Annotated in this window: 23 protein-coding genes; 7 read left to right on the top strand and 16 right to left on the bottom strand. The window is 38.4% G+C overall.

Annotation, left to right across the window (positions count from 1 at the left end; genetic code table 11):
• Positions 1-80 precede the first annotated feature (80 nt).
• Together LV92_RS20755 and LV92_RS20750 are read left to right on the top strand one after the other, a co-directional pair.
• A complete protein-coding gene (locus tag LV92_RS20755; RefSeq protein WP_111625516.1) occupies positions 81-1,655 on the top strand; it encodes a sensor histidine kinase in 1,575 nt (524 codons plus the stop codon).
• 7 nt (positions 1,656-1,662) lie between these two features.
• Positions 1,663-2,370: a response regulator transcription factor gene (locus LV92_RS20750; protein ID WP_111625515.1), complete on the top strand. Its 708-nt coding sequence runs from the start codon at positions 1,663-1,665 to the stop codon at positions 2,368-2,370.
• Positions 2,371-2,569: 199 nt separating this feature from the next.
• On the opposite strand, the gene LV92_RS20745 is transcribed toward LV92_RS20750, so the two are convergent.
• The 7 genes from LV92_RS20745 to LV92_RS20715 all read right to left on the bottom strand — a co-directional run bounded on the left by LV92_RS20745 (position 2,570) and on the right by LV92_RS20715 (position 8,922).
• Positions 2,570-3,073, bottom strand: a complete 504-nt coding sequence (locus LV92_RS20745) for a gluconokinase (RefSeq protein WP_111625514.1) — start codon at positions 3,071-3,073, stop codon at positions 2,570-2,572.
• Complete coding sequence (gene miaA, locus LV92_RS20740; protein ID WP_111625513.1) at positions 3,073-3,984, bottom strand: tRNA (adenosine(37)-N6)-dimethylallyltransferase MiaA; 912 nt, start codon at positions 3,982-3,984, stop codon at positions 3,073-3,075. The genes LV92_RS20745 and miaA overlap by 1 nt, the downstream gene beginning before the upstream one ends.
• Positions 3,984-4,811, bottom strand: coding sequence for an ion transporter (locus LV92_RS20735; protein WP_111625512.1), 828 nt, complete (start codon positions 4,809-4,811; stop codon positions 3,984-3,986). Before LV92_RS20735 ends, miaA begins: the two co-directional genes overlap by 1 nt.
• 3 nt (positions 4,812-4,814) lie before the next feature.
• Positions 4,815-6,182 carry an exonuclease domain-containing protein gene (locus tag LV92_RS20730; RefSeq protein WP_111625511.1) on the bottom strand — a complete coding sequence of 456 codons (1,368 nt, stop codon included), beginning with the start codon at positions 6,180-6,182 and terminating at the stop codon, positions 4,815-4,817.
• Positions 6,183-6,253: 71 nt separating this feature from the next.
• Positions 6,254-6,907: a YggS family pyridoxal phosphate-dependent enzyme gene (locus LV92_RS20725; RefSeq protein ID WP_111625510.1), complete on the bottom strand. Its 654-nt coding sequence runs from the start codon at positions 6,905-6,907 to the stop codon at positions 6,254-6,256.
• Positions 6,908-6,989: 82 nt separating this feature from the next.
• Positions 6,990-7,877, bottom strand: a complete 888-nt coding sequence (locus LV92_RS20720; RefSeq protein WP_111625509.1) for a 3-hydroxybutyryl-CoA dehydrogenase — start codon at positions 7,875-7,877, stop codon at positions 6,990-6,992.
• A 76-nt stretch (positions 7,878-7,953) separates the two neighbouring features.
• On the bottom strand, positions 7,954-8,922 hold the full coding sequence (locus tag LV92_RS20715) for a Gfo/Idh/MocA family protein (RefSeq protein ID WP_111625508.1): 969 nt from the start codon (positions 8,920-8,922) through the stop codon (positions 7,954-7,956).
• 281 nt (positions 8,923-9,203) lie between these two features.
• Between LV92_RS20715 and LV92_RS20710 the strand changes: the two genes are divergently transcribed.
• The gene (locus LV92_RS20710) at positions 9,204-9,845 is read left to right on the top strand and encodes a protein-L-isoaspartate(D-aspartate) O-methyltransferase (RefSeq protein WP_111625507.1); all 642 of its coding nucleotides are present in this window, start codon (positions 9,204-9,206) and stop codon (positions 9,843-9,845) included.
• An 8-nt stretch (positions 9,846-9,853) separates the two neighbouring features.
• On the opposite strand, the gene smpB is transcribed toward LV92_RS20710, so the two are convergent.
• Positions 9,854-10,315 carry an SsrA-binding protein SmpB gene (gene smpB, locus LV92_RS20705; protein ID WP_111625506.1) on the bottom strand — a complete coding sequence of 154 codons (462 nt, stop codon included), beginning with the start codon at positions 10,313-10,315 and terminating at the stop codon, positions 9,854-9,856.
• A 137-nt stretch (positions 10,316-10,452) separates the two neighbouring features.
• Here smpB and LV92_RS20700 point away from each other — a divergent pair, with 137 nt between their 5' ends.
• Positions 10,453-11,199, top strand: coding sequence for a DUF6503 family protein (locus LV92_RS20700; RefSeq protein ID WP_111625505.1), 747 nt, complete (start codon positions 10,453-10,455; stop codon positions 11,197-11,199).
• On the opposite strand, the gene LV92_RS20695 is transcribed toward LV92_RS20700, so the two are convergent.
• Complete coding sequence (locus tag LV92_RS20695; RefSeq protein WP_111625504.1) at positions 11,196-11,726, bottom strand: SixA phosphatase family protein; 531 nt, start codon at positions 11,724-11,726, stop codon at positions 11,196-11,198. The two genes, LV92_RS20700 and LV92_RS20695, sit on opposite strands and share 4 nt — an antisense overlap.
• Positions 11,727-11,822: 96 nt before the next feature.
• Between LV92_RS20695 and LV92_RS20690 the strand changes: the two genes are divergently transcribed.
• Positions 11,823-13,433, top strand: coding sequence for a PorP/SprF family type IX secretion system membrane protein (locus LV92_RS20690; RefSeq protein WP_111625503.1), 1,611 nt, complete (start codon positions 11,823-11,825; stop codon positions 13,431-13,433).
• A 7-nt stretch (positions 13,434-13,440) separates the two neighbouring features.
• On the opposite strand, the gene LV92_RS20685 is transcribed toward LV92_RS20690, so the two are convergent.
• Positions 13,441-14,037: a TetR/AcrR family transcriptional regulator gene (locus LV92_RS20685; protein WP_111625502.1), complete on the bottom strand. Its 597-nt coding sequence runs from the start codon at positions 14,035-14,037 to the stop codon at positions 13,441-13,443.
• Positions 14,038-14,149: 112 nt separating this feature from the next.
• Positions 14,150-16,750: an ATP-dependent chaperone ClpB gene (clpB, locus tag LV92_RS20680; RefSeq protein WP_111625501.1), complete on the bottom strand. Its 2,601-nt coding sequence runs from the start codon at positions 16,748-16,750 to the stop codon at positions 14,150-14,152.
• A gap of 165 nt (positions 16,751-16,915) precedes the next feature.
• Between clpB and ytxJ the strand changes: the two genes are divergently transcribed.
• On the top strand, positions 16,916-17,317 hold the full coding sequence (ytxJ, locus tag LV92_RS20675) for a bacillithiol system redox-active protein YtxJ (RefSeq protein ID WP_111625500.1): 402 nt from the start codon (positions 16,916-16,918) through the stop codon (positions 17,315-17,317).
• Positions 17,318-17,390: 73 nt separating this feature from the next.
• Here ytxJ and LV92_RS20670 read toward each other — a convergent pair whose 3' ends face one another.
• Positions 17,391-18,578 carry a hypothetical protein gene (locus LV92_RS20670; protein WP_111625499.1) on the bottom strand — a complete coding sequence of 396 codons (1,188 nt, stop codon included), beginning with the start codon at positions 18,576-18,578 and terminating at the stop codon, positions 17,391-17,393.
• 112 nt (positions 18,579-18,690) lie between these two features.
• Complete coding sequence (fahA, locus tag LV92_RS20665) at positions 18,691-19,980, bottom strand: fumarylacetoacetase (protein WP_111625498.1); 1,290 nt, start codon at positions 19,978-19,980, stop codon at positions 18,691-18,693.
• Positions 19,981-20,091: 111 nt separating this feature from the next.
• On the opposite strand from fahA, the gene glyA reads away from it, so the two are divergent.
• Positions 20,092-21,366, top strand: a complete 1,275-nt coding sequence (gene glyA, locus LV92_RS20660) for a serine hydroxymethyltransferase (protein ID WP_111625497.1) — start codon at positions 20,092-20,094, stop codon at positions 21,364-21,366.
• 93 nt (positions 21,367-21,459) lie between these two features.
• Here glyA and LV92_RS20655 read toward each other — a convergent pair whose 3' ends face one another.
• The 3 genes from LV92_RS20655 to LV92_RS20645 all read right to left on the bottom strand — a co-directional run bounded on the left by LV92_RS20655 (position 21,460) and on the right by LV92_RS20645 (position 25,096).
• Complete coding sequence (locus tag LV92_RS20655) at positions 21,460-22,131, bottom strand: hypothetical protein (protein WP_111625496.1); 672 nt, start codon at positions 22,129-22,131, stop codon at positions 21,460-21,462.
• Between the two features lie 256 nt (positions 22,132-22,387).
• Entirely contained in the window at positions 22,388-23,056 is a 669-nt protein-coding gene (locus LV92_RS20650; RefSeq protein ID WP_111625495.1) for a response regulator, read from the bottom strand.
• A 21-nt stretch (positions 23,057-23,077) separates the two neighbouring features.
• The gene (locus tag LV92_RS20645) at positions 23,078-25,096 is read right to left on the bottom strand and encodes a tetratricopeptide repeat-containing sensor histidine kinase (RefSeq protein WP_170126371.1); all 2,019 of its coding nucleotides are present in this window, start codon (positions 25,094-25,096) and stop codon (positions 23,078-23,080) included.
• Between the last annotated feature and the right edge of the window lie 211 nt (positions 25,097-25,307).

Here is a 25,307-nt window from a genome sequence, read left to right as displayed (position 1 = left end):
GCGCGAAATTTTAACATTTTTGTTAAGGTTAGGTTAAACGTGCAATTCGCTAAATGTTAAATTTCTAATTTTGTTTATAAATGAATAAGAGGTTATTTGGTCTTTTGGTAGTCTTAATGAGCCTTTCCCTAATAGGAATCATCTTTGTTCAGAGTTATTGGATAAATAAGTCGGTAGCGGACAAGGAAGAACAATTTTCAAACACAATCAACCAAATATTGAGTAGGGTTGTAGAGAATATTGAAAAGCGGGAGGTACAGGATTATCTTAATGAGTTTTACAAACTGAAGGATAGTATTGGAAAGCCAAAGGCTACCCATCTTAAGAATTTTTTCTTTTTTGATCGTGATATTAATTCCAATGAAATACGGTTTTATACCCATGGTATTTTGGAGGAGGATTACAATATGGCATCTACGTTCTTTGATATAGGCTTGGACACCACGACCTTTAGAAATATTACTAGCACCAGAACAACCGAAATTTACAAAGAAGATTTTGGTCTGGACGGCAGGCAATATTCCTTGACACCCGTCCAAAAGCTCGAGAAAATCGGAGGACTCTCCTCTATAGATAAGGCGGCATTGGATGATGTTTTTAGGGAACAGGCCAAATCCAGGTCTATCCATAAACGCGTTTCCAAACAGGAAATAGAATTGTTTCTTGGGCGGGAACTAAAAAATAGGGGCATAGATATAGACTACGAATACGGGGTTTATAGCAAAGGATTGCCTACCAAGGTGAAATCCAAAAAATTCAAGTTCTCGGAGACCACACTTTATAAGGCACCTTTGTTTAAGGATAGTGAAGGGAATACCAATTTTTCCCTCTTGCTAACCTTTCCCAAAAAGAAAAGGTTCCTTATACAGTCCATTCTCGGGATGGCAATTTTGTCGCTGACGTTTACCTTGGTTATCGTAGTGGCCTATTCCAGTGCCATCTACCAGTTGATAAAACAAAAGCAGATTTCAGAGATTAAATCGGACTTTATCAATAATATGACGCATGAGTTTAAAACTCCAATTGCTACTATAAATTTGGCGGTTGAAGCAATAAAGAATCCTAAGATTATAGATGATAAGGAGAAGGTACTGCGCTATTTGCAAATGATAAGGGACGAAAATAAGAGAATGCATGCGCAGGTGGAAAATGTATTGAGGATATCCAAGTTGGAAAAAAATCAGTTGGATATTAGTAAGGATAGGGCGGATATACACGACATAATAGAGGATGCCATTACCCATGTAGAACTTATAGTTGCGGATAGGGGAGGATATATTAAGCCACATTTAAAGGCGGAACGCTCAGAGGTATTGGCCAATGAGATGCATTTTACCAATGTTATAGTGAATATATTGGATAATGCGGTGAAATATTCACCAGAAGTGCCCAAGATTGATGTTTTTACCGAAGTGGTCGGGAATTATATCATAATAAAAGTGCAAGATCAGGGAGCAGGAATGAGCAAGGCAGTACTAAAAAAGGTTTTTGAAAAGTTCTATAGGGAACATACAGGAGATATACACAATGTTAAGGGGCACGGTTTAGGGCTTGCTTACGTAAAAAAAATAGTTGATGATCATCAAGGCGAGGTTTATGCGGAAAGTGAAAAAGGAAAAGGAAGCACTTTTTATATAAAACTACCTTTAATTTAAAACAATAATGGAAACAGTAGATAAGAAAATATTACTCGTAGAGGACGATCCCAATTTTGGAATTGTACTTAAAGATTACTTGGCAATGAACGATTTTGACGTTACATTGGCAAAAAACGGAATGGAAGGTTTTGAAAAATTTAAGAAGGACAATTTTGATGTCTGTATCTTGGATGTAATGATGCCTTATAAGGATGGCTTTACACTTGCCAAGGAAATCCGTGAAAAGAACGAAAATGTACCCATCGTTTTTCTTACGGCCAAGACCATGAAAGAAGATGTTCTTAAAGGATATAAAGCTGGTGCAGATGATTATTTGAACAAGCCTTTTGATTCGGAAGTGCTATTGATGAAACTTAAAGCTATAATTCAAAGAAAGTCTTCCAGTTCCCTAGCAGACAGTAAACAATTTGAATTTACTATTGGAGGTTTTCAATTGAATTCCAAGCTTAGGTTCTTGAAATACAAGGAAGAAGAAGCCATTAAACTATCTCCTAAGGAAAATGAGTTGCTTAGGTTATTGGCCTTGCACGAGAACGATTTAATGCCCAGGGAATTGGCCTTGACCAAAATCTGGAGGGATGATAATTACTTTACTTCCCGAAGTATGGACGTGTATATTGCCAAACTGCGTAAATATCTCAAGAAAGATGAAAACGTGGAGATATTGAATATCCATGGAGAAGGGTTTAGATTGGTGGTTAAAACTGAGTAATCATCACTCAACTAAAATTTTTGAAGCACCAGGTTTTTTCTTGGTGCTTTTTATTTGTAATAATTTCAATTAAAAGCCGCAGCTCATGGAAATGCGATAATAGAACAAACCCCGCCAGAAATTGGCGGGGTTTCTGTTTTTATAATATTGCCCTTGGGTCTGCTTCACTAAGGGTGACGATGTACTCTAGCACTTAATATCATTTAGTTTCGTACTCCTTAAGTATTTGATCCACAATTTCTTGCGGACTAGGTTCTATAGATATTTTTATAGCATTGGTAGGAGGTTCAAAAGTGTCCATTTGGGACTTTAATAACTCGGCAGGCATAAAATGGCCTTTCCGCTTTTGTAGGCGTTCCAATAGCAATTCGAAAGAACTTTCCAGGGAAATCCATACCACTTTTTCTTCAATTTTATTTTCAAGTAATTTTCTGTAGGATTCCTTCAAGGCGGAGCAGACAATGACAGCTCCAGTTTCTTGGTTGTTCACCGCTAATTTATTTAGGGTAACCAGCCACCCATATCGGTCCTCGTCGGTCAAGGGGATTTTTTTGGACATTTTTTTTATGTTGGCTTCCGAATGAAAATCGTCCCCGTCAAAAAATGGTAGGTTGAGTTTTTCCGCCAACAACTTTGCTATGGTAGATTTACCTGTGCCGGAAACCCCAATTACAAAAAGAATATTTTTGTTGCTTAAAGTCATTATCCATTTCGTTTTTGTTCTATCTTCTCCAGAATTTCGTTCAACTCATATTTATAATCAATCCAGAGAATATCCTCTTTTTTTCGTAACCATGTCAATTGCCTTTTTGCAAACCTTCTGGTGTTTTTCTTTATTTCTGCTATAGCAGTATCCAGATCAATATCGCCCTTAAAATAACTAAATAATTCCCTATAACCTACAGTTTGCAATGCATTCAGGGTCTGTTGTTCCTTTAAGGACGCTACCTCCTCCAATAAGCCCTGCTCCAGCATTATATCCACTCTTTGGTTTATGCGGTCGTAGATAATCTCCCTTTCTGCATTTAAGGCTATGGTAATGGTGTTAAAATTCCGTTCGGTTTTTTTTTGTTTTAGGAAAGAGGTGTAGGGGAGTCCCGAGCCAATACACACTTCCAGAGCTCTTATAAGCCTATGTGGGTTATTTAGGTCTACCTGGCCGTAATATTCGCTGTCCAAATATTTAAGCCTTTCCTGAAGGCTTAAAATGCCTTCGTTTATCAAAGTTTCGTTCAGTGATTCCCGGATTTTAGGGTCTATTGAGGGAAAATTATCCAGTCCGTCTTTAATGGCGTCAATGTATAGACCACTTCCACCTACCATGACAACAGTGTCGTTATCTTCGAAAAGTATTTCTAGCTTTTTTACAGCTTCCCTTTCAAAATCCCCTACGGTGTATTCTTCAAAAATGCTTTTGTGCTGAATAAAATGATGTGGAACACTTGCCAATTCTTCCTGGGCTGGCACAGCGGTCCCAATGGACATTTCTTTGTAAAACTGACGGGAATCGGCAGAAATGATCTCTGTTTTGTAGTGTTTGGCAATGGCTATGGCCAAGGTCGTCTTTCCTATCGCAGTTGGTCCAACAATGGAAATAAGATTTTTTTTGTTCATTAATCATCACTTAATTTATGCCCACATTCCCTACAGTAATGGGCATCAATACGCATGATTTCCGTACCACAATCCGGACAGGTCTTCCCTGGGGCTATATTTTTTTTATTGGTCGCCCCAGCTACATATTCAGCCGAAACGATCCCAGTGGGCACTGCAATTACCCCATAACCAATAATCATGATTACTGTGGCAATAAACTGCCCCAAGGGGGTTTGCGGGGAGATATCCCCATAGCCAACTGTAGTAAGGGTAACAATGGTCCAATAAACACTATGTGGTATACTGGTAAAGCCATGGGTAGGGCCTTCTACGATGTACATCACCGTTCCCAATAAAATAGATATTATGAGGATAAAGAAAACAAAAACAAATATTTTGGTTCTGCTGGCATGAATGGACCTGACCAGATTGTTGGACTCCCCTACGAAACGTACCAATTTCAATATTCGGAATACCCTTAACAGTCTTAAAATTCTAAAAGCTGTTAGATATTGGGAACCGACAAATAATAGTGAAAGGTATTTTGGAATTGTGGATAAAAAATCGACTATTCCAAAAAAGCTAAATATATATTTTTTAGGTCGGTTGATGGAAATTATCCTCAGAATGTATTCGATAGAAAATAAAATTGTCACTACCCATTCTGAATAGTTTAGAAATTTATGGTATTTTTCGTCGAATGAAGGGATGCTTTCCAACATTACAATGATTACACTATAGACGATTACAGCAAGCAGTATGATATCAAAAAGCCTTCCTGCTTGGGTATGGGTCCCGTAGATTACTTCATGGATCTTTTGTTTCCAACTTTTTTTAATTTTCAAAGTCTACTGATTTAGTTCTATAATTTTCAACACCTTTTTTTTTCTGAGATAGGATGAGATAATGTGGGTGGTGTTCTCATTTCCTTCCATAGGTGTTATTATGGATTCCAAGATATGAATATTATTGATTTGATGGTTTAAATTAAAATAGCCTAGGCCTTTAAAAACACCATCTTTGATCTCAATTCCACAACGTTCGCCAATTTCCCTTCCCTTGTCCATGATCAAGACGCTCTTTTTTGAAAAACTGTACTTGTCAATAGCTTGTATTACCCTTGCATTATAGGCTTCCACCGGTTCTTGGTTTATGCATCCGCCTAGGCAACTATTATTCTCAAAATGGGAGCAGTGCATCTTAGCCTGTGATAGTCCATTTATTTTATTGCACAATTGAAACTCCTCCCTGAGGCTATGCAGAAAATTCTCCGCGCCCTGAAGGCTGTTAAAGGTAGCTACTGCCTTTTTTTTAGGATTTATAATCTCTGCCGCCAATGCAATATAACCATTCTGGTTATTGGATTGATAAATACCATGCGAAAACAGCCTTTTCTTATAGTGGTTATTGTACTTGGGTCTGTTCCTCAATAATTCGGCATTCTCTTTTAATAAGGCTGCCAATTCATTTCCCGTTTTTTCATAAGAAACCCTTTTGGTTTCTTTCTGGATCCTTCTGGCCTTTGGACTATTATTGGTAAAATACTGATTTACCCTTTTTTTGATGTTGCTACTTTTGCCCAGCAATATAATATCACCATCTTTATTGTGCATGTAGTAGACCCCTGTTTCCGAAGGTAGTTCATCCACCATATCCAATTGTCTGGGCGATAGTTCCCCTTGTGTCTCTGTTCTTAGAACGCTTTTAAAAATGGTTTTGTCCAGATCTTTTGAAAGTAAAAGCTTAAATAGCTGTAAGGTAGCAAGGGCATCTCCATTGGCTCTATGGCGGTCACTAACGGGTATTCCAAGAGACCTCACCAATTTGCCCAGACTGTAAGATTCGGCATCGGGCAATAATTGCTTGGCCAGTTCAACGGTACAGAGGGTCTTGCGTTCAAAATTAAAGCCCAATCTCCTGAATTCGGTTCTCAAAATCCGATAGTCGAACTGGGCATTATGGGCAACTATTACCGCATCTTCCGTAATCTCCACAATGCGCTTGGCTACTTCATAGAATTTTGGAGCAGTACGAAGCATGTTGTTGTTAATACCGGTAAGATTAACCACAAATGGTTGGATTTCTTTTTCTGGGTTTACCAAACTAATGAACTGGTCCACTACTTTATGCCCGTCAAATTTGTGGATAGCAATTTCCGTAACCCCCTCTTCATTGTATTTTCCTCCTGTAGTTTCAATATCTAATATGACGTACATGTAATATTTCTAATTCAGATTACTAAACAAAGATACGTATTCTCCCATCAAAGAAACAGTAAGGTTGTGCGCTAATTTCTAGATCCAAAAATGCTGCTTCCCACTCGTATCAAGGTACTGCCTTCCTCTATCGCGATCTTATAATCACCACTCATGCCCATAGATAGTTGCGAGAGATGAGGAAGCACCGATTTGGTTTTTTCAAACAAGTTTTTAAGCTGTTTAAATTCCTTCCTGATTTGCAGGGTGTTATCCGTAAATGTGGCCATTCCCATTAGTCCAATTATCTTTATGTTAGCAAGTTGTTCAATTTCATTTGAAGTGATCAATTCGTTGAGGTCCTTCTCGTCAAAACCAAACTTGGTGTCCTCCTCGGCAATGTGGATTTGCAGAAGACAGGGGATAATCCTGTTATGTTTCTTGGCTTGTTTGTTTATTTCCTGCAATAGTTTTAGGCTGTCCACTCCATGGATCAGGGCCACATATTCTGCCATATACTTAACCTTGTTGCGTTGTATATGGCCTATCATATGCCACTCAATATCCTTGGGAAGCACTTGCTGCTTCTCTGTCATTTCCTGGATTTTATTTTCGCCAAAAACCCTTTGTCCGGCAGCGTAGGCTTCTTCGATATCGGCTATCGGCTTGGTCTTGGAAACCGCAACGAGTTGAACATGGGAAGGAAGCGAATCCTTGATTGTTTTTAAATTATCTTTAATGGACATTCAATTATTTTTTGGTATTAATCTACACTAGGCTTTATGCACACTCAAATTTATGATTGAAGTAAACCAGTGCAATGGACTACTAATTAAATTGTTTGGAAACCTTCTCGGACTTTCGGGATTCGGAATAATCATAAAAACCTTCCCCCGATTTAATACCTAATTTTCCTGCGGTTACCATATTTACCAATAATGGACAGGGTGCATATTTTGGGTTTTTGAAGCCGTCGTACATTACATTTAAAATGGATAAACAAACATCCAGGCCAATAAAATCTGCAAGCTGCAGCGGACCCATTGGGTGGGCCATCCCTAATTTCATAACCGTGTCGATCTCGCTGACCCCTGCAACTTTATGGTACAAGGTCTCAATAGCTTCATTGATCATGGGCATCAAAATTCGGTTGGCAACAAAACCAGGATAGTCATTGACTTCCGTTGGTGTTTTTCCTAGTGCCATGGAAAGATCCATAATGGTTTTTGTAACCTCATTAGAGGTGCTATAGCCCCTTATTATCTCTACCAGTTGCATAATAGGTACAGGATTCATAAAGTGCATTCCAATAACCTTGTCAGCTCTTTTGGTGGCTGCGGCAATCTGGGTAATGGATATAGAGGAGGTATTGGTCGCCAGAATGGTAGTGGGTTCGCAAATAGCATCCAATTCCCGAAAGATTTTTAATTTAAGGGCCGTGTTTTCCGTTGCAGCCTCTATAACCAGGTCAACCTTCTTAACCCCATCTGCAAGAATGGTGTAGGTAGCTATGTTTCCCAAAGTAGATTTCTTAACATCTTCAGTGATAAGCTCTTTGGCTACCATTCTGTCAAGATTTTTTTCTATGGTTAAGAGACCCTTGTCCAGGGCTTCTGGTGAAATATCTATAAGGTTGGTTTTATATCCATTTTGGGCAATTACATGGGCAATGCCATTACCCATTGTTCCGGCTCCTATGACTGCTATGTTTTTCATTTGTAGCGTATTACTTGGAATTTTATTCTAATATATCATGCCTTTGTTTATCATGTAAACATATAAAATCTGGCATCTATTTCTTTTGGAAAGAAGCAATGACTTCCAAAGCAACCTTCAATGCCCGGGTACCTTGGTCCAAGGAGACCACGGGGACGGTGTTGTTGTTTATGGCATCTGCAAAGGTCTCCAGCTCATCCAGTATAGCATTGTTTGTGGCTATGTCGGGATTTTCAAAATAGATTTGTTTTTTTATTCCTTCGGCATTTTGAAGGATCATATCAAAGTCCCCTGGTTTTTCCGGGGCGTCCTTCATTTTTACTACTTCCACTTTTTTCTCCAGAAAATCTACAGCGATATAGGCATCTTTTTGGAAAAAGCGCGACTTGCGCATGTTTTTCAGGGAAATTCTACTTGCCGTTAGGTTGGCCACGCAGCCGTTCTCAAACTCTATTCTGGCATTGGCAATATCCGGTGAGTTGCTAATAACCGAAACTCCACTGGCATTTATTTGTTTAACCTCCGACTTTACAACACTTAGGATGGCATCAATATCATGGATCATCAAATCCAAAACAACAGGTACATCGGTCCCCCTTGGATTAAATTCTGCCAGCCTATGGGTCTCAATGAACATGGGATTGTTAATATTTTCCTTTACCGCCATAAATGCGGGATTAAATCTTTCCACATGGCCAACTTGTCCCTTTACCTGGTGCTTTTTTTCTAATTGCAACAATTCTTCGGCTTCCTGAAGGGTATTGGTAATGGGTTTTTCAATGAACACATGTTTACCTTTTTCCATCGCTTTTTTTGCACATTCGAAATGGGAAAGGGTGGGGGTAACTATGTCTACCACATCCACGGCATCTATAAGTTTGTTTATGTTATCGAAAAAAGTATAGCCGAATTCGGCGGCTACCTTTTTACCGTTGATGACATCGGGATCGTAAAAACCGACCAAATTATATTTTTGGGACTCATTCAGTAATCTAAGGTGAATTTTCCCTAAATGTCCTGCTCCTAGGACGCCAACATTAAGCATATGTATTTATTTTCCTCAAAAATAAGGATAGTTTGTAAGTTTAAGGGCCTAAAAAATAAAAGTTAAGTATTATATCCCATCTTTTTTTGTCAACAATACAATGTCGGAAAATAGGATAAATATAATAGGGTATATAATTGAACTAGGGTTTTTAATCATTAAAGAAATCTAAGCTAAATTTACCTTCAGATGAAAGAATAGGTTAGATTGCAGCATGTAAATTTTCTGATTTCTTCATTTTAAGTTTTCATTTTTTAACTTTACCTACCAAAACCATACAATTGAAAGATACATTAAAACATAGGGGAATGCGCAACAAATTGGCAGACATTCTTACGGAGAAGGGAATTTTGGACAGTTCCGTTCTAGATGCTATCCGCGCCGTTCCAAGACACTTATTTCTGGATAGTAGTTTTGAGGATCACGCATATCAGGACAAGGCTTTTCCAATTGGTGCGGACCAAACCATTTCCCAGCCTTACACAGTGGCCTTTCAATCCGAGCTTTTACAGGTACAGCCCAATCATAAAATTTTGGAAATAGGAACAGGAAGTGGGTATCAAACCGCGGTATTGTTAAAATTAAAGGCAAAGGTTTATACTATTGAGCGCCAGTTGGAGCTTTTTAAAAAGACCAATCTCTTTTTTAAAAAGATGGGGTATAGGCCTAAAAAAGTAATATTTGGAGATGGGTATAAAGGATTGCCGGAGGAGGCGCCTTTTGATAGTATAATAGTGACCGCTGGGGCACCATTTGTTCCAAATCCTTTATTGGCCCAACTTAAGGTAGGGGGTAGGTTGGTAATACCGGTTGGGACAGACGAGCAAGTCATGACACTGTTTGTGCGTAAATCTGCCAAAGAATTTGAGAAAAAGGAATTGGGATCCTTTAGATTTGTGCCCCTATTGGAGGATAAAAATTAAAGAAAGTCCTAATTGTTAAAGCTTTTCTTGATCCTATCCAGGTTTTTCTTATTGTCACGATCCTTGATAGTCTCACGTTTGTCAAATAGTTTTTTACCCTTTGCCAATGCGATATTCATTTTGGCCAAGCCCCTGTCGTTCAAAAAGAGATTTAAGGGAATAATTGTTAAGCCCGAATTTTTAACCTCTTTTTCCAGTTTTTTCAGTTCGCCACGGTTTAGCAAAAGTTTTCGCTCTGCTTTTGGTTTGTGGTTGTAATGCGTCCCATGGGAATATTCGTCTACCTGCATGTTAATAACAAACAATTCCCCAAGATCATTAAATTCACAAAAGCTCTCCGAGATGGAAGCCTTGCTTTCCCGGATAGATTTAATTTCGGTACCGGACAGTACAATACCGGCCGTATAGGTATCCAGTAACTCGTAATCGAATCGGGCCCTCTTGTTCTTTATGTTTATTTTTTTCTGCATATGTTTGACAAAAATAGAAACAATTATCCGATTGGCAATTAGGGCATAAGTTTAGATCCAATTAATTTTTTTGAATATAAATATGTTTTTTTTGTAATGTATTTGGAAACATTGCGATTAATGTGAAAAGTTATTGAATGAAAGTAGTATACATTTTAACTCTTGTTTTTCTGATAGTTTCATGTAAGGAGAAGGCGCGAACCACCCTTTCTGCCCAAGAAATAGTTGATAAGTCCATTTCTGTCAGTGGAGGGGAACAATATAGAGCCAATGATATATTCTATAAATTCAGGGATTATCAATATGCCTCTGAATGGAAAGACGGAGATAGAATTTTAAAGCGGATTAGATTGACCGACTCCACCAAGGTAGTAGATGTAAGAGGTAACCGAGGGTTTAGCCGATTCGTTAACGATAGCCTTGTAACCTTGAAGGATTCCATTGCCAATTTGTACGCAAATTCTGTGAACTCCGTACATTACTTTGCATACTTGCCATATGGGTTGAACGATCGCGCTGTAAATAAGGAGTTATTGGGGCACGTTACCGTAAGGGACAAGGAGTATTATAAGGTAAAAGTGACTTTTGATCAGGAAGACGGAGGAAAGGATTATGAAGACATTTATCTGTATTGGTTTAATAAGGAGACCTTTAAATGCGACTACCTAGCGTATAAGTTTTATGTGGACGGGGGAGGAATCCGCTTTAGGGTAGCATATAACGAACGCTTCCTTGGAGGTATCCGTTTTGTTGATTATGAAAATTATGGGGCCTCTGTAGGGGATAGCGAATTCTATGATGTGGATGTTCTTTATGAAAAAAACAAATTGAAATTATTGTCAAAAATAGAGTTGGAAGATATTTCTGTAGAGCCTTCCAATTAGTCCATTTTTAACCTAATGTCGGTGGCTTTTCCATTTATGATCCGTACAATAAAGAGGCTACTATTGTCATAATCGTCCATATGTTCATATTTTTCTTCTCCCAACATGAGATTGACAAACTCTGGAGTGGTATTGCTGTGGCCCACAATAAGAACGTTTTTACCTAGATTTAGTCTTTTAAATTCTTCGATAATGATTGCCTTGGGATCGTAATATTGGGGGGTAATTTCTTTTTTTACCGATGTAGGAGCTGCGGTCATAGCAGTTCTTTCAAAATCGGTGATATAAATAGCATCAAGGGCAACAGGGTCAAAAACTTCGGCCCAACGTATGGCTCGACCCAACCCGTCTTGATTTAATTCCGGATCTATGTTTTCAGGATCGCTTCGATCTTTTTCTGCATGTCTTATAAAATAATAAGTGGAAATAGAATCTTCTGCATACTCCAAGGGTAACTTCGGATCTTCCTTACAGGATATAGCACCAATGGTTAATGAAAGAATCAATAGCAGATTTATATGTTTCATGGTCAATTCTATTTTTGGTATTTGCTTCTTCTGGTAAAGTAACTAAAATTACAGTAAAAAAGTATGTAGTACCCTTAGTTTTTTGTTCTTTTGTATATGGATAAAAAGTACGCTATTTATGCTATTTTATTTGCGATATTGTTTTCGCATGCCCAAGAAGTTGCGCTTCCAACCGACTTAAGGCAGCATAATTTAACCGAATTCAATGCCAGTTTGTTTAATCCGGTTTTTTCACTGGATAGGAACAATCCAGAGTCTATTGCCTGGTGGTCCAGATATCAATGGCAGACCATAGATGGCGATCCTACTTCCATTTTCTTAAATTATTCCAGAAAAATAAACAATCAGTCGGCTATAGGTGTCGGTTTTGTACAGAACAATACAGGGGTGTTTTTAAACACCGGTGGAGTTCTCAACTACGCATATGCCTTCGATTTTGGCAATAATATGAAACTGTCGGTTGGTTTGAACGTTTTTGGTTATAATAGTGAAATTGCAGACGATAGGTATAATCCAAATCCTGAAATTTCATTACCCCAATTGGAATTGTCCAAAAATGCATTTATTATGCAATTTGCACCGGGAGTTCGATTTTCTGTCGATGGATTCAGTGTTGGTTTTACTGCAGAAAACCTGTTTGATTATAATTTCTCCACAAATAATAGTGCTACTGCATCAGATGAAAAGATATACTTGGGGATGATCGATTATCGATTGCCCGTAACCCTTTTCAGTGGGGTGGATAATGCATACCTACTTCCAATGTTGTATGTAAAATCTGTGCCCTATGGGGATACCCAAGTAGGGTTGAATGCATTATTATCGTCCAATAAATTTTGGTTACAAGGTGGTTATAATAGTTTCTACGGTATATCGGGTGGTCTGGGCGGAAGATTTTTTAAGCATTTATCATTTGGAGCCCTTATAGAATATGGCTTGGATGCTGGGATACAGGATCAGGATCCCACATTTGAAATAATTGCGGCCTATACACTAAGTAGTCCTGATGCACGCAAAAAGGTCGTTGGTTTCGAGGTGGATGAGTTGCCTGTGGAACTTGAAAAACCGGAGGAAGTTATTCCATTGGAAGATGGGGATCGTATTGCGGAGGAAGAGAAAATGCAAAAAGAGCTCAGCAAAGCAGAGGCTTTGGCCGAGAAAAATGCCCTTAAAAAAGAGAAAAAACAAAAGCGTGTAAGAGGCAAGAAAAAGAAAGCGCTTGCGGAAGAATTAAGAGTGGCACAGGAATTGGCTGAAGCAAAAAGGTTGAAAGAAGAACAGGAGGCCGCGGCCCTGGCCAAGGCTGTCCAGATGAAGGAGCAAAAAAGATTGGATTCCATAAAAGCTATAGAACTGGCTTTAGCTAAGAAAATTCAGGAAGATCTGGATATGATTGCAGCCAGAAAGAAGGCTGGTAAAGCTGTAACACAGGGCCATTACGAGGAAGCGGATAAATTGGAAGGCCAGAAAGCAGGATTTTATCTAATAGGCAATGTTTATGGTACTTCCAAGTACCGTGATATTTTTGTGGAAACTCTTAAGAAGAGAGGTATAGACGCTAAGTTCTTCTACTTGGAAAGGACCAAGTGGGACTATGTTTATTTGGAAAGGTTTGATACTTTGAGTGAAGCAGAAGCGGCAAGGGATAATAAATTTAATGGTAAATATGCCGAAAGAACCTGGATATTTAGGATAATAGGGGAGTAGTGCTGGATTACTTTTTTATTTCACGGACAATTAATTGGTCCAAGTAGGTCACCGTATTAAGCAAGTACTTTCTATCGCCTGTTATAGTGGCCATGGCCACTGCTCCTTGTATCATTGTAAATAGTTGTTTTGAAAACTGAAGTGGTGTTACGGGCAGTCTTAGTTCATTGTTGTTAAGTCCATTTTCCAGACACAAGGCAATTTTCCCCTCTATAGTTTTTATGGCTTCCCTGGTTGCGGCCAGCAGTTGGGAATTATTGTGATTGGCATCTATCCCAATGTTTAAAATTGGGCAACCGCCCAATTCCTCTATAAAAGTATCGTAGTGACGATAGAAATTGGTAAGCACAAAAAGTTTTTGTAGGGAAGTCCCGCTAGAATTTAACTTATCGTCTATTTCAGACAATAGTTTTTTGCTGTTATATTCAAAAGCCGCTAGTGCCAAGGAATCCTTGTTTTCGAAATTGCCGTATATGGCTCCTTTTGTCAAGCCTGTAGCTTCTGTAAGATCGCTCATGCTAGTTCCAACATATCCAAGCTTATTGAAAATTGGCGCAACGGTTTCAATGATATAGGCGGTTGTTCTCTCGGCTTTTGTAGACATGTCCTTACAGTTTTATGCTAATATAAAAAATCTTATACTGCATGGTATATATTGTTAATAAAAAAGGGCATCCAATTTATAATCGGATGCCCTTCTATTAAAACCGGTCAATTTATTTCGCTAGTTCACTCTCATTTCTGAATACCAGCTGATCGTCAAACGAGTCAATTAGAATAATTCCACCGGGGTTAATTTTACCACTTAACAATTCTTTGGAAATATTGTTCAATACTTCTTTCTGAATTACCCTTTTTATGGGTCTTGCACCATATTGTGGGTCGTAACCTTTGTTGGCCAGGTAAACTATTGCCTCTTCGGTTGCGTCTATTGTAATTTGTCGTTTGGCAACCAATTTTTTCAACTGATCCAGTTGTAGTACCACTATCTTTTTAATGTCCGCTTTGCTTAAAGGGGTAAACATGATAATGTCATCTATACGGTTTAGGAACTCTGGCCTTATGGTTTTTCGCAATAGCCCTAGTACTTCCACCCTTGCAGCTTCTGAGGCGCTATGGATGTCTTTGTTGTTCTCAAACTTTTCTTGGATAATATGGCTTCCCATATTACTTGTCATTATGATAATGGTATTTTTAAAATCTGCTACACGACCTTTGTTGTCTGTTAACCTACCTTCATCCAATACTTGTAAAAGGACATTAAAGGTGTCCGGATGCGCTTTTTCAATCTCATCCAATAATACCACCGAATAGGGTCTTCTTCGTACTGCCTCGGTCAATTGGCCACCTTCGTCATAACCAATGTATCCTGGAGGTGCACCTACCAATCTACTTACCGAATGACGCTCTTGGTATTCGCTCATATCAATTCTGGTCATGGCATTTTCGTCATCAAATAGATAGGCTGCCAGGGTTTTTGCCAATTCTGTTTTACCTACCCCTGTAGTTCCAAGGAACAGGAATGAGCCAATGGGTCTTTTGCTGTCCTGCAATCCGGCCCTGCTTCTTCGTATGGCATCGGAAACAGCCTGTATTGCTTCTTCCTGTCCTACCACTCTTTTGTGTAGCACATCTTCCAATTTTAACAGCTTTTCCCTTTCACTTTGAAGCATTTTGGTAACGGGGATACCCGTCCATTTGGCTACCACTTCGGCTATATCTTCACTGGTGACCTCTTCCTTGATCAGGGTTTCCCCAAGTTGTTGTTCTTCCAGTTCGCTTTCTAGTTTTTCCAATCGTTCTTGGGCTTCCTTGATCTTGCCATACCTTATTTCGGCCACTTTTCCATAATCCCCATTGCGCTCGGCCCTTTCGGCTTCCAGCTTAAAGTTTTCAATATCGTTCTTTGTTTTTTGGATATCGTCCACAACAGTTTTTTCGCTCTCCCATTTGGCAAAGATTTCATTTCTGTCCTCCTTCAAATTGGCAAGGTCCACATTCAAGGCCTGGAGTTTTGAGGTGTCGTTCTCTCGCTTAATGGCTTCTATTTCTATCTCCAGCTGCATTATTTTACGATCTAATACATCGAGCTCCTCAGGTTTGGAATTTATTTCCATTCTTAGTTTGGAAGCGGCTTCATCCATTAGATCGATTGCCTTGTCTGGCAAAAATCTATTGGTAATGTAGCGTTGCGATAATTCAACGGCTGCAATTACGGCCTCATCCTTGATTCGAACCTTGTGGTGCGCCTCGTATTTTTCTTTTATTCCCCTAAGAATGGATATTGCGCTTTCGGTATCGGGTTCATCAACAATTATTTTCTGAAACCTTCGTTCCAAGGCCTTGTCCTTTTCAAAATATTTTTGATATTCATCCAGGGTGGTTGCACCTATGGCTCGCAGTTCCCCGCGGGCCAGAGCTGGTTTAAGTATATTGGCAGCATCCATGGCGCCCTGTCCTCCTCCGGCACCAACAAGGGTGTGGATTTCATCAATAAATAGAACAATGTTCCCGTCCGAAGAGGTTACTTCCTTGATAACTGCTTTTAAGCGCTCCTCAAATTCTCCTTTGTATTTGGCGCCTGCAATAAGGGCGCCCATATCCAATGAATAGATTATTTTATCCTTAAGGTTCTCTGGAATGTCGCCCTGTACAATTCTATGCGCCAAACCTTCTGCAATAGCGGTTTTACCTACACCAGGTTCCCCTACCAGCATTGGGTTGTTTTTTGTTCTACGTGACAAGATCTGTAAAACCCTTCTAATTTCCTCATCCCTTCCTATCACAGGGTCCAATTTACCGCTGTCTGCCAGTTCATTGAGATTTCTGGCATACTTGTTCAATGAGTTATAGGTGTCCTCTGCACTCTGGGAGGTAACTTTGCCACCCTTTCTCAATTCATTTATGGCTGCCTTAAAATCTTTTTCGGTAACCCCTTGATCCTTTAGTATTTGTGCTATTTTGCTCTTTGATTTGAAAATTGCCAATAACAAATGTTCAATGGAAACATATTCGTCTTCCATTTTTTTGGCAATAATACTAGCCTCGGTCAATGTTTTGTTGGCTTCCCTGGAAAGCATAATTTCTCCGCCCGATACTTTCGGGAAACTTTCCAGTTCCTTTTCCAAAATTTGGTTCAACAAGGTGGTATTTACATTCAATTTCTTAAGGATAAACGGAAGTACATTTTCTTCAACCTCGGAAATTGCCTTAAAAATATGTTCGTTCTCTATTTGTTGATGGCCCAGACCTTGCGCCATTTGTTGCGCATGCTGTATGGCTTCCTGCGACTTTATAGTGAAGTTATTAAAATTCATATAGTTGTTTTTTTTAGGTTATTGCTTACTTTTGAAGTCTTAAAAGCAACAACCTTACCACGGTTTTGAATAGGACAAAATGTCGTTTATTTTTTAATTTTAAGCGACAATTCGGCAGCTTGTAAGGTTAGCAACGTTTTTTGGACTTAATACTAAAATTACGAAATGGGAATTCTAAAAGGGCTTTTTGGAAAGGGAAATAATAGCGAAACGGAAAAAAAAGAAGCTAAGGTTGTGCCGTGGTCCCCATTGGCGTCCGTAGAGCAGCTGGAGGTAATTAAGGAAAGGTCCAAAATAAGGCCTCAGGTAATATTTAAGCATTCCACCACCTGCGGTATAAGTAGAATGGTTATGAATCGGTTTAATGAAGGATATGATATGCCCAAAAACAGTTTGGATCTTCATTACTTGGATCTGCACCAATATCGCTCTGTTTCCAATGAAACCAGTAATGTGTTTGGCGTTGTTCATGAGTCGCCACAGTTGCTCGTAATTAAAAATGGAACGGTAGTAGCGCATGAATCCCATGGGGCAATTACACAACTGGATTTAAATAAATACATTTAGCCTAAAGGAATATCCTTTAGGCTAAATGTATTTATTTTGGGCTCCAAGAAACCCCCTAAGACCTATTGGGGCATTAATTAAATCGATGTCTGGTAACTATGCCTTTTAATTTGGCTTTTAAATCTTCCCCTGCGTCATAAACCATTTGTTCATTACTAGGGAAGGGAACGGCAGAAAGTTGCAATAATGGAACCATGTCTTCCTCAAGGGCACTTGTATCACCATTGTGTTTGGCATAAACGTGGTTAAATATGAATTGGCTGGCCAAGGGGTAGGAATTGATCTGCTGTTGGCTGTTTAAATCCAAAAAGCTTACATTTCCAACTACTTCAACCGATTTCAGCTGGGTGAACTGATAAAAATTACATTTAACGGTTTTAAATTTATCGATCTTTATTTTGTTGCCTAAGCTGTCTTTTAGAACTTCCCCATTTGAGTTTGTGGCGTATTTATAACCGTCCTTGATCTGCTTTTCTTTGGAGATCTGCTTTTCGGTAACCTGTTCCGGACTAATATTGATGTTCCTGAACGCTACCTGCATTTCGTAATCATACTTAATATTTTCCAAAGCGTTGGTGTGGTAAACGGTCCAGAGGTCGTTTAATCCATAAGTATTAAAGTTTAATAATTCCTGCTCTAGACGATTGGGTACTATTTGTTCGGAATCATTGATCATTACCACTTGAACGTAATCCAGGCCTTTGTTATGGGCCTCATCAAGTTTAAGCGCGGTATCCTTATAATTGGGGTTTATTTCGTTTAAATAGGTAAATTGATCAAAGGCTTTTCTAAAATCTTCCTTATACAGACCTGTATTTAATAGGGCCGTGGCATTGTTGTATAAATAGTCGGACAATTCGCGTTTGGATTTTATTATTTCCTCATCATAATTCTTAAATGCGAATCGGGCATCCCTATTTTCGTCATATAGTTTTAATGGCAATAAGGGTTTTATACGCTCCTGTATGGATTTTAGGTTTTGGTATCCATTAAAAATTATTTCATGGTTGGCCGGATTGTTATCTTTCTTTAGGAAAGCGATCTGCTGAAGCTCACGTTCTGTATTTTTCTTGTAGGCCTCCTCCAACATTTGAATGTAGGGTTGATTGGATTTCTTGGTTTTGTTTTCCGCAATGTTTTTAAGGGCGGTATTTATAGCATTGCCATAATTGCCCATGTTCAGGGCTTCCTGCGTTTTTTTGACACCTCCACAAGAGATTAAAAAAAACAGAATTAACGAGGTGAGTAATATTTGTTTCATAACGTTTGGTTTAAAAATATTATGGACATAGTTCAATAGCTATGCCAAAATAGTCCTATACACGAACGTTAAACTATTAGGTATCGTACAAACGGGGCTGTTTTTTTACGCCTTATTTCTTTTTCTGTTGAAAAACTGGCAATAATTTGGTGGTGACTTCTCCAAAGCCAATACGCACATTATCTTTTTGGCAATACCCGGTTATGGTCACTGTATCGTTATCTTCAATGAATTTTCTAGTGGATCCGTCTTCCAAGGTCAGGGGTTTTTCCCCACGCCAAGTAAGCTCTAACATGGAGCCATAAGTATCAGGGGTTGGGCCGGAAATAGTCCCGCTGCCCATCATATCACCACTATTTACTTTGCAGCCATTTATGGTATGGTGGGCAAGTTGTTGCGCCATAGTCCAATACATGTACTTAAAGTTGGAACGGGTAACGGTAGTTGCTTTGTTGCCTTCGGGCTTTATGGAAACTTCTAAATTTATATCGAAACCTTTTTTTCCTGTTTGTTGTAAATAGGGCAGGGGTGTAGGGGTCTGTGCCGGACTTGCAACCCTGAAAGGCTCAAGGGCATCCAAGGTTACTATCCAAGGCGAAATGGATGATGCAAAATTTTTGGCCAAAAACGGACCTAAGGGCACATATTCCCACTTTTGTATATCCCTGGCGCTCCAATCGTTAAAAAGAACCATTCCAAAAATGTAATTCTCTGCTTCCTCAACCGGAATTGGTTCTCCCAAAACATTGGCATCTGTGGTAATGAAGGCCATTTCCAATTCAAAATCCACTAATTTGGAGGGTCCAAAAATAGGTTGTTCGGCACCGGCGGGTAGGGTCTGTCCCATTGGTCTTCTAACAGAGGTGCCGCTGGGTACTATAGAGGAGCTTCTTCCGTGATATCCTACCGGTATGTGCAACCAATTGGGAAGTAGGGCATTCGCTGGATCCCTGAACATTTTACCTACATTGGTCGCATGTTCCTTACTTGAATAAAAATCTGTATAATCTCCAATTTGAACAGGAAGCTGCATTTCTATTTCGTCCATGGTAAAAAGAACAATATTTTTATGTTCTTCGTTGTTCTTCAAATCGTTGTTATTGATATCGAATATTTCGCTGATCCTGTTTCGGACCAAACGCCAGGTCTTTTTACCATCAGATATAAAATCGTTAAGGGTGTCCTGCAAAAAAATATCATCGGTCAACGGAATATCCTTAAAATATCCCAATTGATGCAATGCCCCTAAATCTATTGCGTAATCACCAATTCTTGAGCCTATAGTTATGATATCATCCCTGGTCAAGAAAACTCCAAAAGGAATATTCTGAATAGGAAAATCAGAATTAATGGGTACAGGTAACCATGTTTTTTTTTCTGGAAGATTAGTTTTTAACGGCATTTTCGAATTGTTAACTTGTGTTTAATAAATATCTTATCAAATATATTATTTTCTAGGAATTAACGGTCGGCAATTTGTATTTTTGCACATTATTTAATAGAATATTACTTTATGCAACGCGACAATCAAATTTTTGAACTAATTGAGGCGGAAAAGGAACGCCAAATAGATGGAATTGAACTAATTGCTTCCGAAAATTTCACCAGTCCCCAGGTAATGGAGGCTGCTGGATCTGTATTGACCAATAAATACGCAGAAGGATATCCTGGTAAGCGCTATTATGGTGGTTGCCAAATAGTAGATGAAATAGAACAATTGGCCATAGATAGGGCCAAACAATTATTTGGAGCCGCGTATGCAAATGTTCAGCCGCACTCTGGGTCTCAAGCCAATGCCTCTGTATACCATGCGTGTTTGCAGCCAGGTGATACCATACTTGGATTTGATCTGTCGCATGGTGGACATTTAACCCATGGTTCCCCTGTAAATTTTTCGGGTAGATTATACAATCCTGTGTTTTATGGGGTTGACGAGGAGACCGGTGTACTAAACTACGATAAAATTCAGGCCATAGCCACCAAAGAACAGCCTAAGCTAATTATAGCAGGGGCTTCCGCCTATTCCAGGGATATGGATTTTAAAAGATTCAGGGAAATTGCAGATAGTGTAGGGGCTATACTTTTGGCCGATATATCACATCCAGCCGGACTTATTGCCAAGGGAATTCTTAACGATCCAATTCCGCATTGTCATATTGTAACCACGACGACCCATAAGACTTTGCGTGGTCCAAGAGGAGGACTTATTTTAATGGGTGAAGATTTTGACAATCCTTTTGGGGTGAAGTTAAAGAACGGTTCTTTAAGAAAAATGTCCGCTTTACTGGACTTGGCAGTTTTTCCAGGTAATCAGGGCGGTCCTTTGGAGCACATCATTGCGGCAAAGGCAATTGCCTTTGGAGAGGCCTTGACCGACGAATTCTTGCATTATATGCTTCAAGTTAAGAAAAATGCTGCGGCAATGGCAGGCGCATTTGTGGATAAAGGTTATAAAATTATTTCTGGCGGCACCGATAATCATATGATGCTGATAGATCTTAGAAATAAGAACATTACTGGAAAAGATGCTGAAAACGCCTTGGTGAAAGCAGATATTACCGCCAATAAGAATATGGTTCCTTTTGATGATAAATCTCCTTTTGTAACCAGTGGTATTCGTTTTGGTACGGCCGCGATTACCACAAGAGGTTTAAAAGAAGACCAAATGAAGGTTATTGTAGATCTTATCGATCAAGTGATAATGAATCCTGAAGATGAGAAAATTATTGATGCGGTTAGGGAGAAAGTAAATGCCTTAATGCATTCAAGAGCGTTGTTCAACGCTTAATATATTTCTTAAATACTGTCCATAAGGTGTATAATCAAGTCTTGTTTATCTAGACTTTTATACTTTGTGGACAGTTTTTTATGACAAATCCTACTATTCGCTAAGGATTTGAATGTCACCAAATATTATGGTTTTGGAATTTAGGTCGTAAATGGCGGCTTCTTCGGTTTGGTCATAATACATTCCCCAAAATCCGAAATAATCATTCGTATTATTATTGTCGGAAACAATATTCCTTAATTTTGCATCACTTTCCAAGGTATCCTCTTCAAATACAGGGATAAATACTTCAAAGGGAGTCTCGTTTAATCCTTTTGTATAATATAGATTGTGGTTAATAAGTTCCGATAAAATGTTTTCTGCCTGGTCAGCGATACTTTGCTCATAAATTTTACTGATTAGAATAGTTGTATCGTTTAACGAAATGGTTAATTCGCTTATGTCCAAGGCTACGCCGTTCAATTTTTTTAGTTCGGAATATGCCAGCAAAAATTGAAAAGTCTTTTGTGGATAGGATTTATAAGTACGTCCTTGCTGGGGTGTTACCTTGTTTAAGTAGAACAAGGCTTCATCCAGACTTAGGTTGCACCTTATATCTATGATCAAATTGGCTGATTCTTCTTTTAATCCATAATTACCAATACTAACCTCTGCAAAAAAATGCTTTTCCAAATCTTTTTTAAAAGCCTCTAAACCAATAATATGGTTGGTGCTTTGTGTCCCAATTTTGGGATTATTGAAAAATTCGTTTCCTGATTTAGACATCCTAATAGTAATTAATTAAAAAAGTTATGTCAAAATTAGGCTAATGCTTTGTCCTTAATTCGATAAAAACCTTAGAAAAATTAAGGTTTCCATTCAAATAGGGTGTATTCGTCGAAAAAGTAGACGTTAAACGGTAAAGAGGTGTACGGAACGTCTCAAATGGGAGGTAATAAAGGTGTCTGACAATATTTTATGGGAATTCTGGATATTCGAGTCGAAAAGTGTTGTAAAAGTGGGAGAAATAGCAAGGATTGGATTAAAGAAATCCTCTGTTTCTGGCTTCATGGACCAGTGCTAAATCGTTCTGTTTTTCTACTCCAAAAATTACCTTAAGCTGTCTTTTTCTATTTTCAATCCCTGCCAGGGACAGGTTTATAAAATCGACCATATCCTTTGTTCTTGTGCCAATTGATACGTGATATAGTATTTTTTTGTCATTATCGTCCAACAACAGATCATTGGAGACTTTTTTTCTAATGGCCACTAATGCTTTTTGACTATAGTAAGGGGGAGAGTTGATTACACCTCTTACCATGGCGATAAGGGATTTTTCATCCACTTCCGATTTTACCATATAGCCATCGGGGTTCACATTTTTTAGAATACTGTTTATTCTGTAATTATCACTAAATGAGGACATGAATACAATTTTGGTATCTGGAATAATCTTTCTAGCGAAAATTCCCAAGTCCTCACCGGAATATGGTTCTTCCAAATGGGTCTCCGTCAATTGAACATCCAACAACAATAGGTCGTATTTAAAAGATCTGGCAGAATCCTCTATTTTTTGCTTTCCGGTTTCAAAAGTATTGGCCGTTTCTACCTTTATTTGAAATTCTTCAAATTCGGCAGCTTCCAAAAGATATTTATACCCAGTAGTGATCATTTCATGATCATCTACCGTTAAGACTCTTAAAGTTCTCATTCTATTATCAATTATAATAATCTAATAGGCAGGTATGGGTTCTGCCTGTTCTTCCATAATACAGGGAATAGTAACGATTACCTTTGTTCCCTGTCCAATTTTACTTTGGATGTCATAAGTTCCTTTCAACTTCTCCAATCTGGAATTAATGTTTTTAAGTCCTATACCTCTTTTTCCTTTCTTTTGGTCAAAACCAACGCCGTTGTCCAATACTATAATCCTTACATGATCATCTTCGGATTCGAACAATAGGTCCACTTTAGTGGCCTTGGCATGCTTTATACAATTCTGCAAACTTTCTTGCACAATTCTATAAATGTTAATTTTAATATCTCCCTTTAACTGGTCCCAATCTATTTTATCGTCATACTCAAAATGACATTTCATTTTTGAGGAATCTTGAATTGTTTTGACCAATTCTTCAATGGATACAATAAAGTTATGAATTTTTTCTTGCGATGCTCTGCTCAATTCATGGGAAATTGTACGGATTTCCTCCTCTAAACCTTGTAATTTTTTAAGCAGGTCACTGCGTTTAAGAACGGAATCGGAATCGGTTTTATTGTTAAGTCCGGAAAGAATTAAACGTATTCCCAACATTTGTCCTAAAATACCGTCATGCAATTCTTCGGATATTCGTTTCTTCTCCAGTTGTTTACCTTCCTCTACTTTCTTGTTTTGGGCCAGCAGTAAATTAAAGATTTCTTGATTGGCTTTCTGTTGTGCCTGTTCAAATCTCAATTTTTGATTTTTACGGCGTTGATCTATAGTAATCAGTACAAATGCGGCAAGAACAAATAGGGCAATGGCTATCCCGATCCATAATTGGCGCTGTCGGGTCAGTAATTCATTTTGTTCTATGAACTCATCGGTCTCGAACCTTATCCTTGTAAACTTGTTTCTAGTTGAGCGTTCTTCCCTGATCAAACTATCGTTTAACTTTATGTATTCTCGGGTATAGTTGGTTGAGTTTTCGGGGTCCACTTTTGCCATAAGTTCCAAGGATTCCAGCAGTCTTCTATTATTGCTGGTCTGTTCGGAAATCCGTTTGGCCGTTTGGGCATAGGTTAAAGCCTTGGCAGTATCCTTTATATTCAAGTAATATTCTGCGATCTCATAATTGGTAAGTGCTAATCCTCTGTTATCTCCTACACTATCTTTTATTTTTAGAGCTTTTTTAAAAGAGCTTAAAACTCCAACTGTATCTCCAAGCTTATTCTTAGTTTGAGCATAATTGGCAAGGGCCTGTGTATATAAATGAATGTCCTTAAAGTAGATACTATCCTCTTTTATAATTTTCTCAAAGCTTTCAAGCGCTTTTTTGTTTTCACCTTTCGCTTGAAAAACCATGCCAATATTATTAAAAATTGTATTTTTCAACCGATTGGAATTATCTATTTTGGATTTATCCAAATAAAAAATTGCTTTATCGTAATATTCCAAAGCTTTGTCATATTCATTTAGGGCATTTGTTACCGATCCCAGATTATTATAGCATAAAAACAGGTTGTAATATTTGTCCAGGGGCTTAAATAATTCGATGGCTTCAATGGTTGTGACTTCACTTGCGGTGTAATCCTTTATATCAGATTGTACCTTGGCCAAACTATATAGAACTCGAGCGGTAGAATAGTCATCCTTTAATGATCTAAATATTTTTTCGGCCTGAGAATAATGATAGTAGGCACTGTCCTCAACAGAATTATCCTCTAAGAAATAAGCCAAATCCCAATGATTATTCGCTAGGGCGTTAGAATCTCTAATTTTTGCGGATAACGATAGGGCGATGTTGTTGGAGCGTCTAAATTGCAAAGAATCCCCTATCAATGAATAGTAGTAAGATATTCTGGAAAAGTGTTTAGATTTAAGGGAATCGTTTTTTTCTTGTAAAGCCAAATCATAGGCCTTGGAAAGGTTTTTGCCATACTCCTCATCGGAACTGCTATTTTCCTCGGACAACCAGTAAGTAATACTGTCGTTCGCTGGAGTGGTCCGTGAATTTTTTTTGCCAATGGAAGTATCCTTACAGCCGCTATTCATTAACTGTAGGAATATTAGAAAACAAGATAAAAATCTATAGTTGATATTTTTCTCCATAAAGGTGGAAAGATAAAAAAAAAGCCCTAAACAAATTTGCTTAGGGCTTTAAATTTTATAAATGTAATTTAAACCTTTTGGTTCCTGAAATTTTTCATGTTACTTATACAATGACGTTGGTAACGTTTTGGAAATCAAGCGTTGCCTTTGGAGG

Origin of the sequence: Arenibacter echinorum (assembly GCF_003259375.1) — a bacterium.
Taxonomy (GTDB): Bacteria; Bacteroidota; Bacteroidia; order Flavobacteriales; family Flavobacteriaceae; genus Arenibacter; species Arenibacter echinorum.
This window is presented reverse-complemented; position numbering and strand designations above follow the sequence as displayed.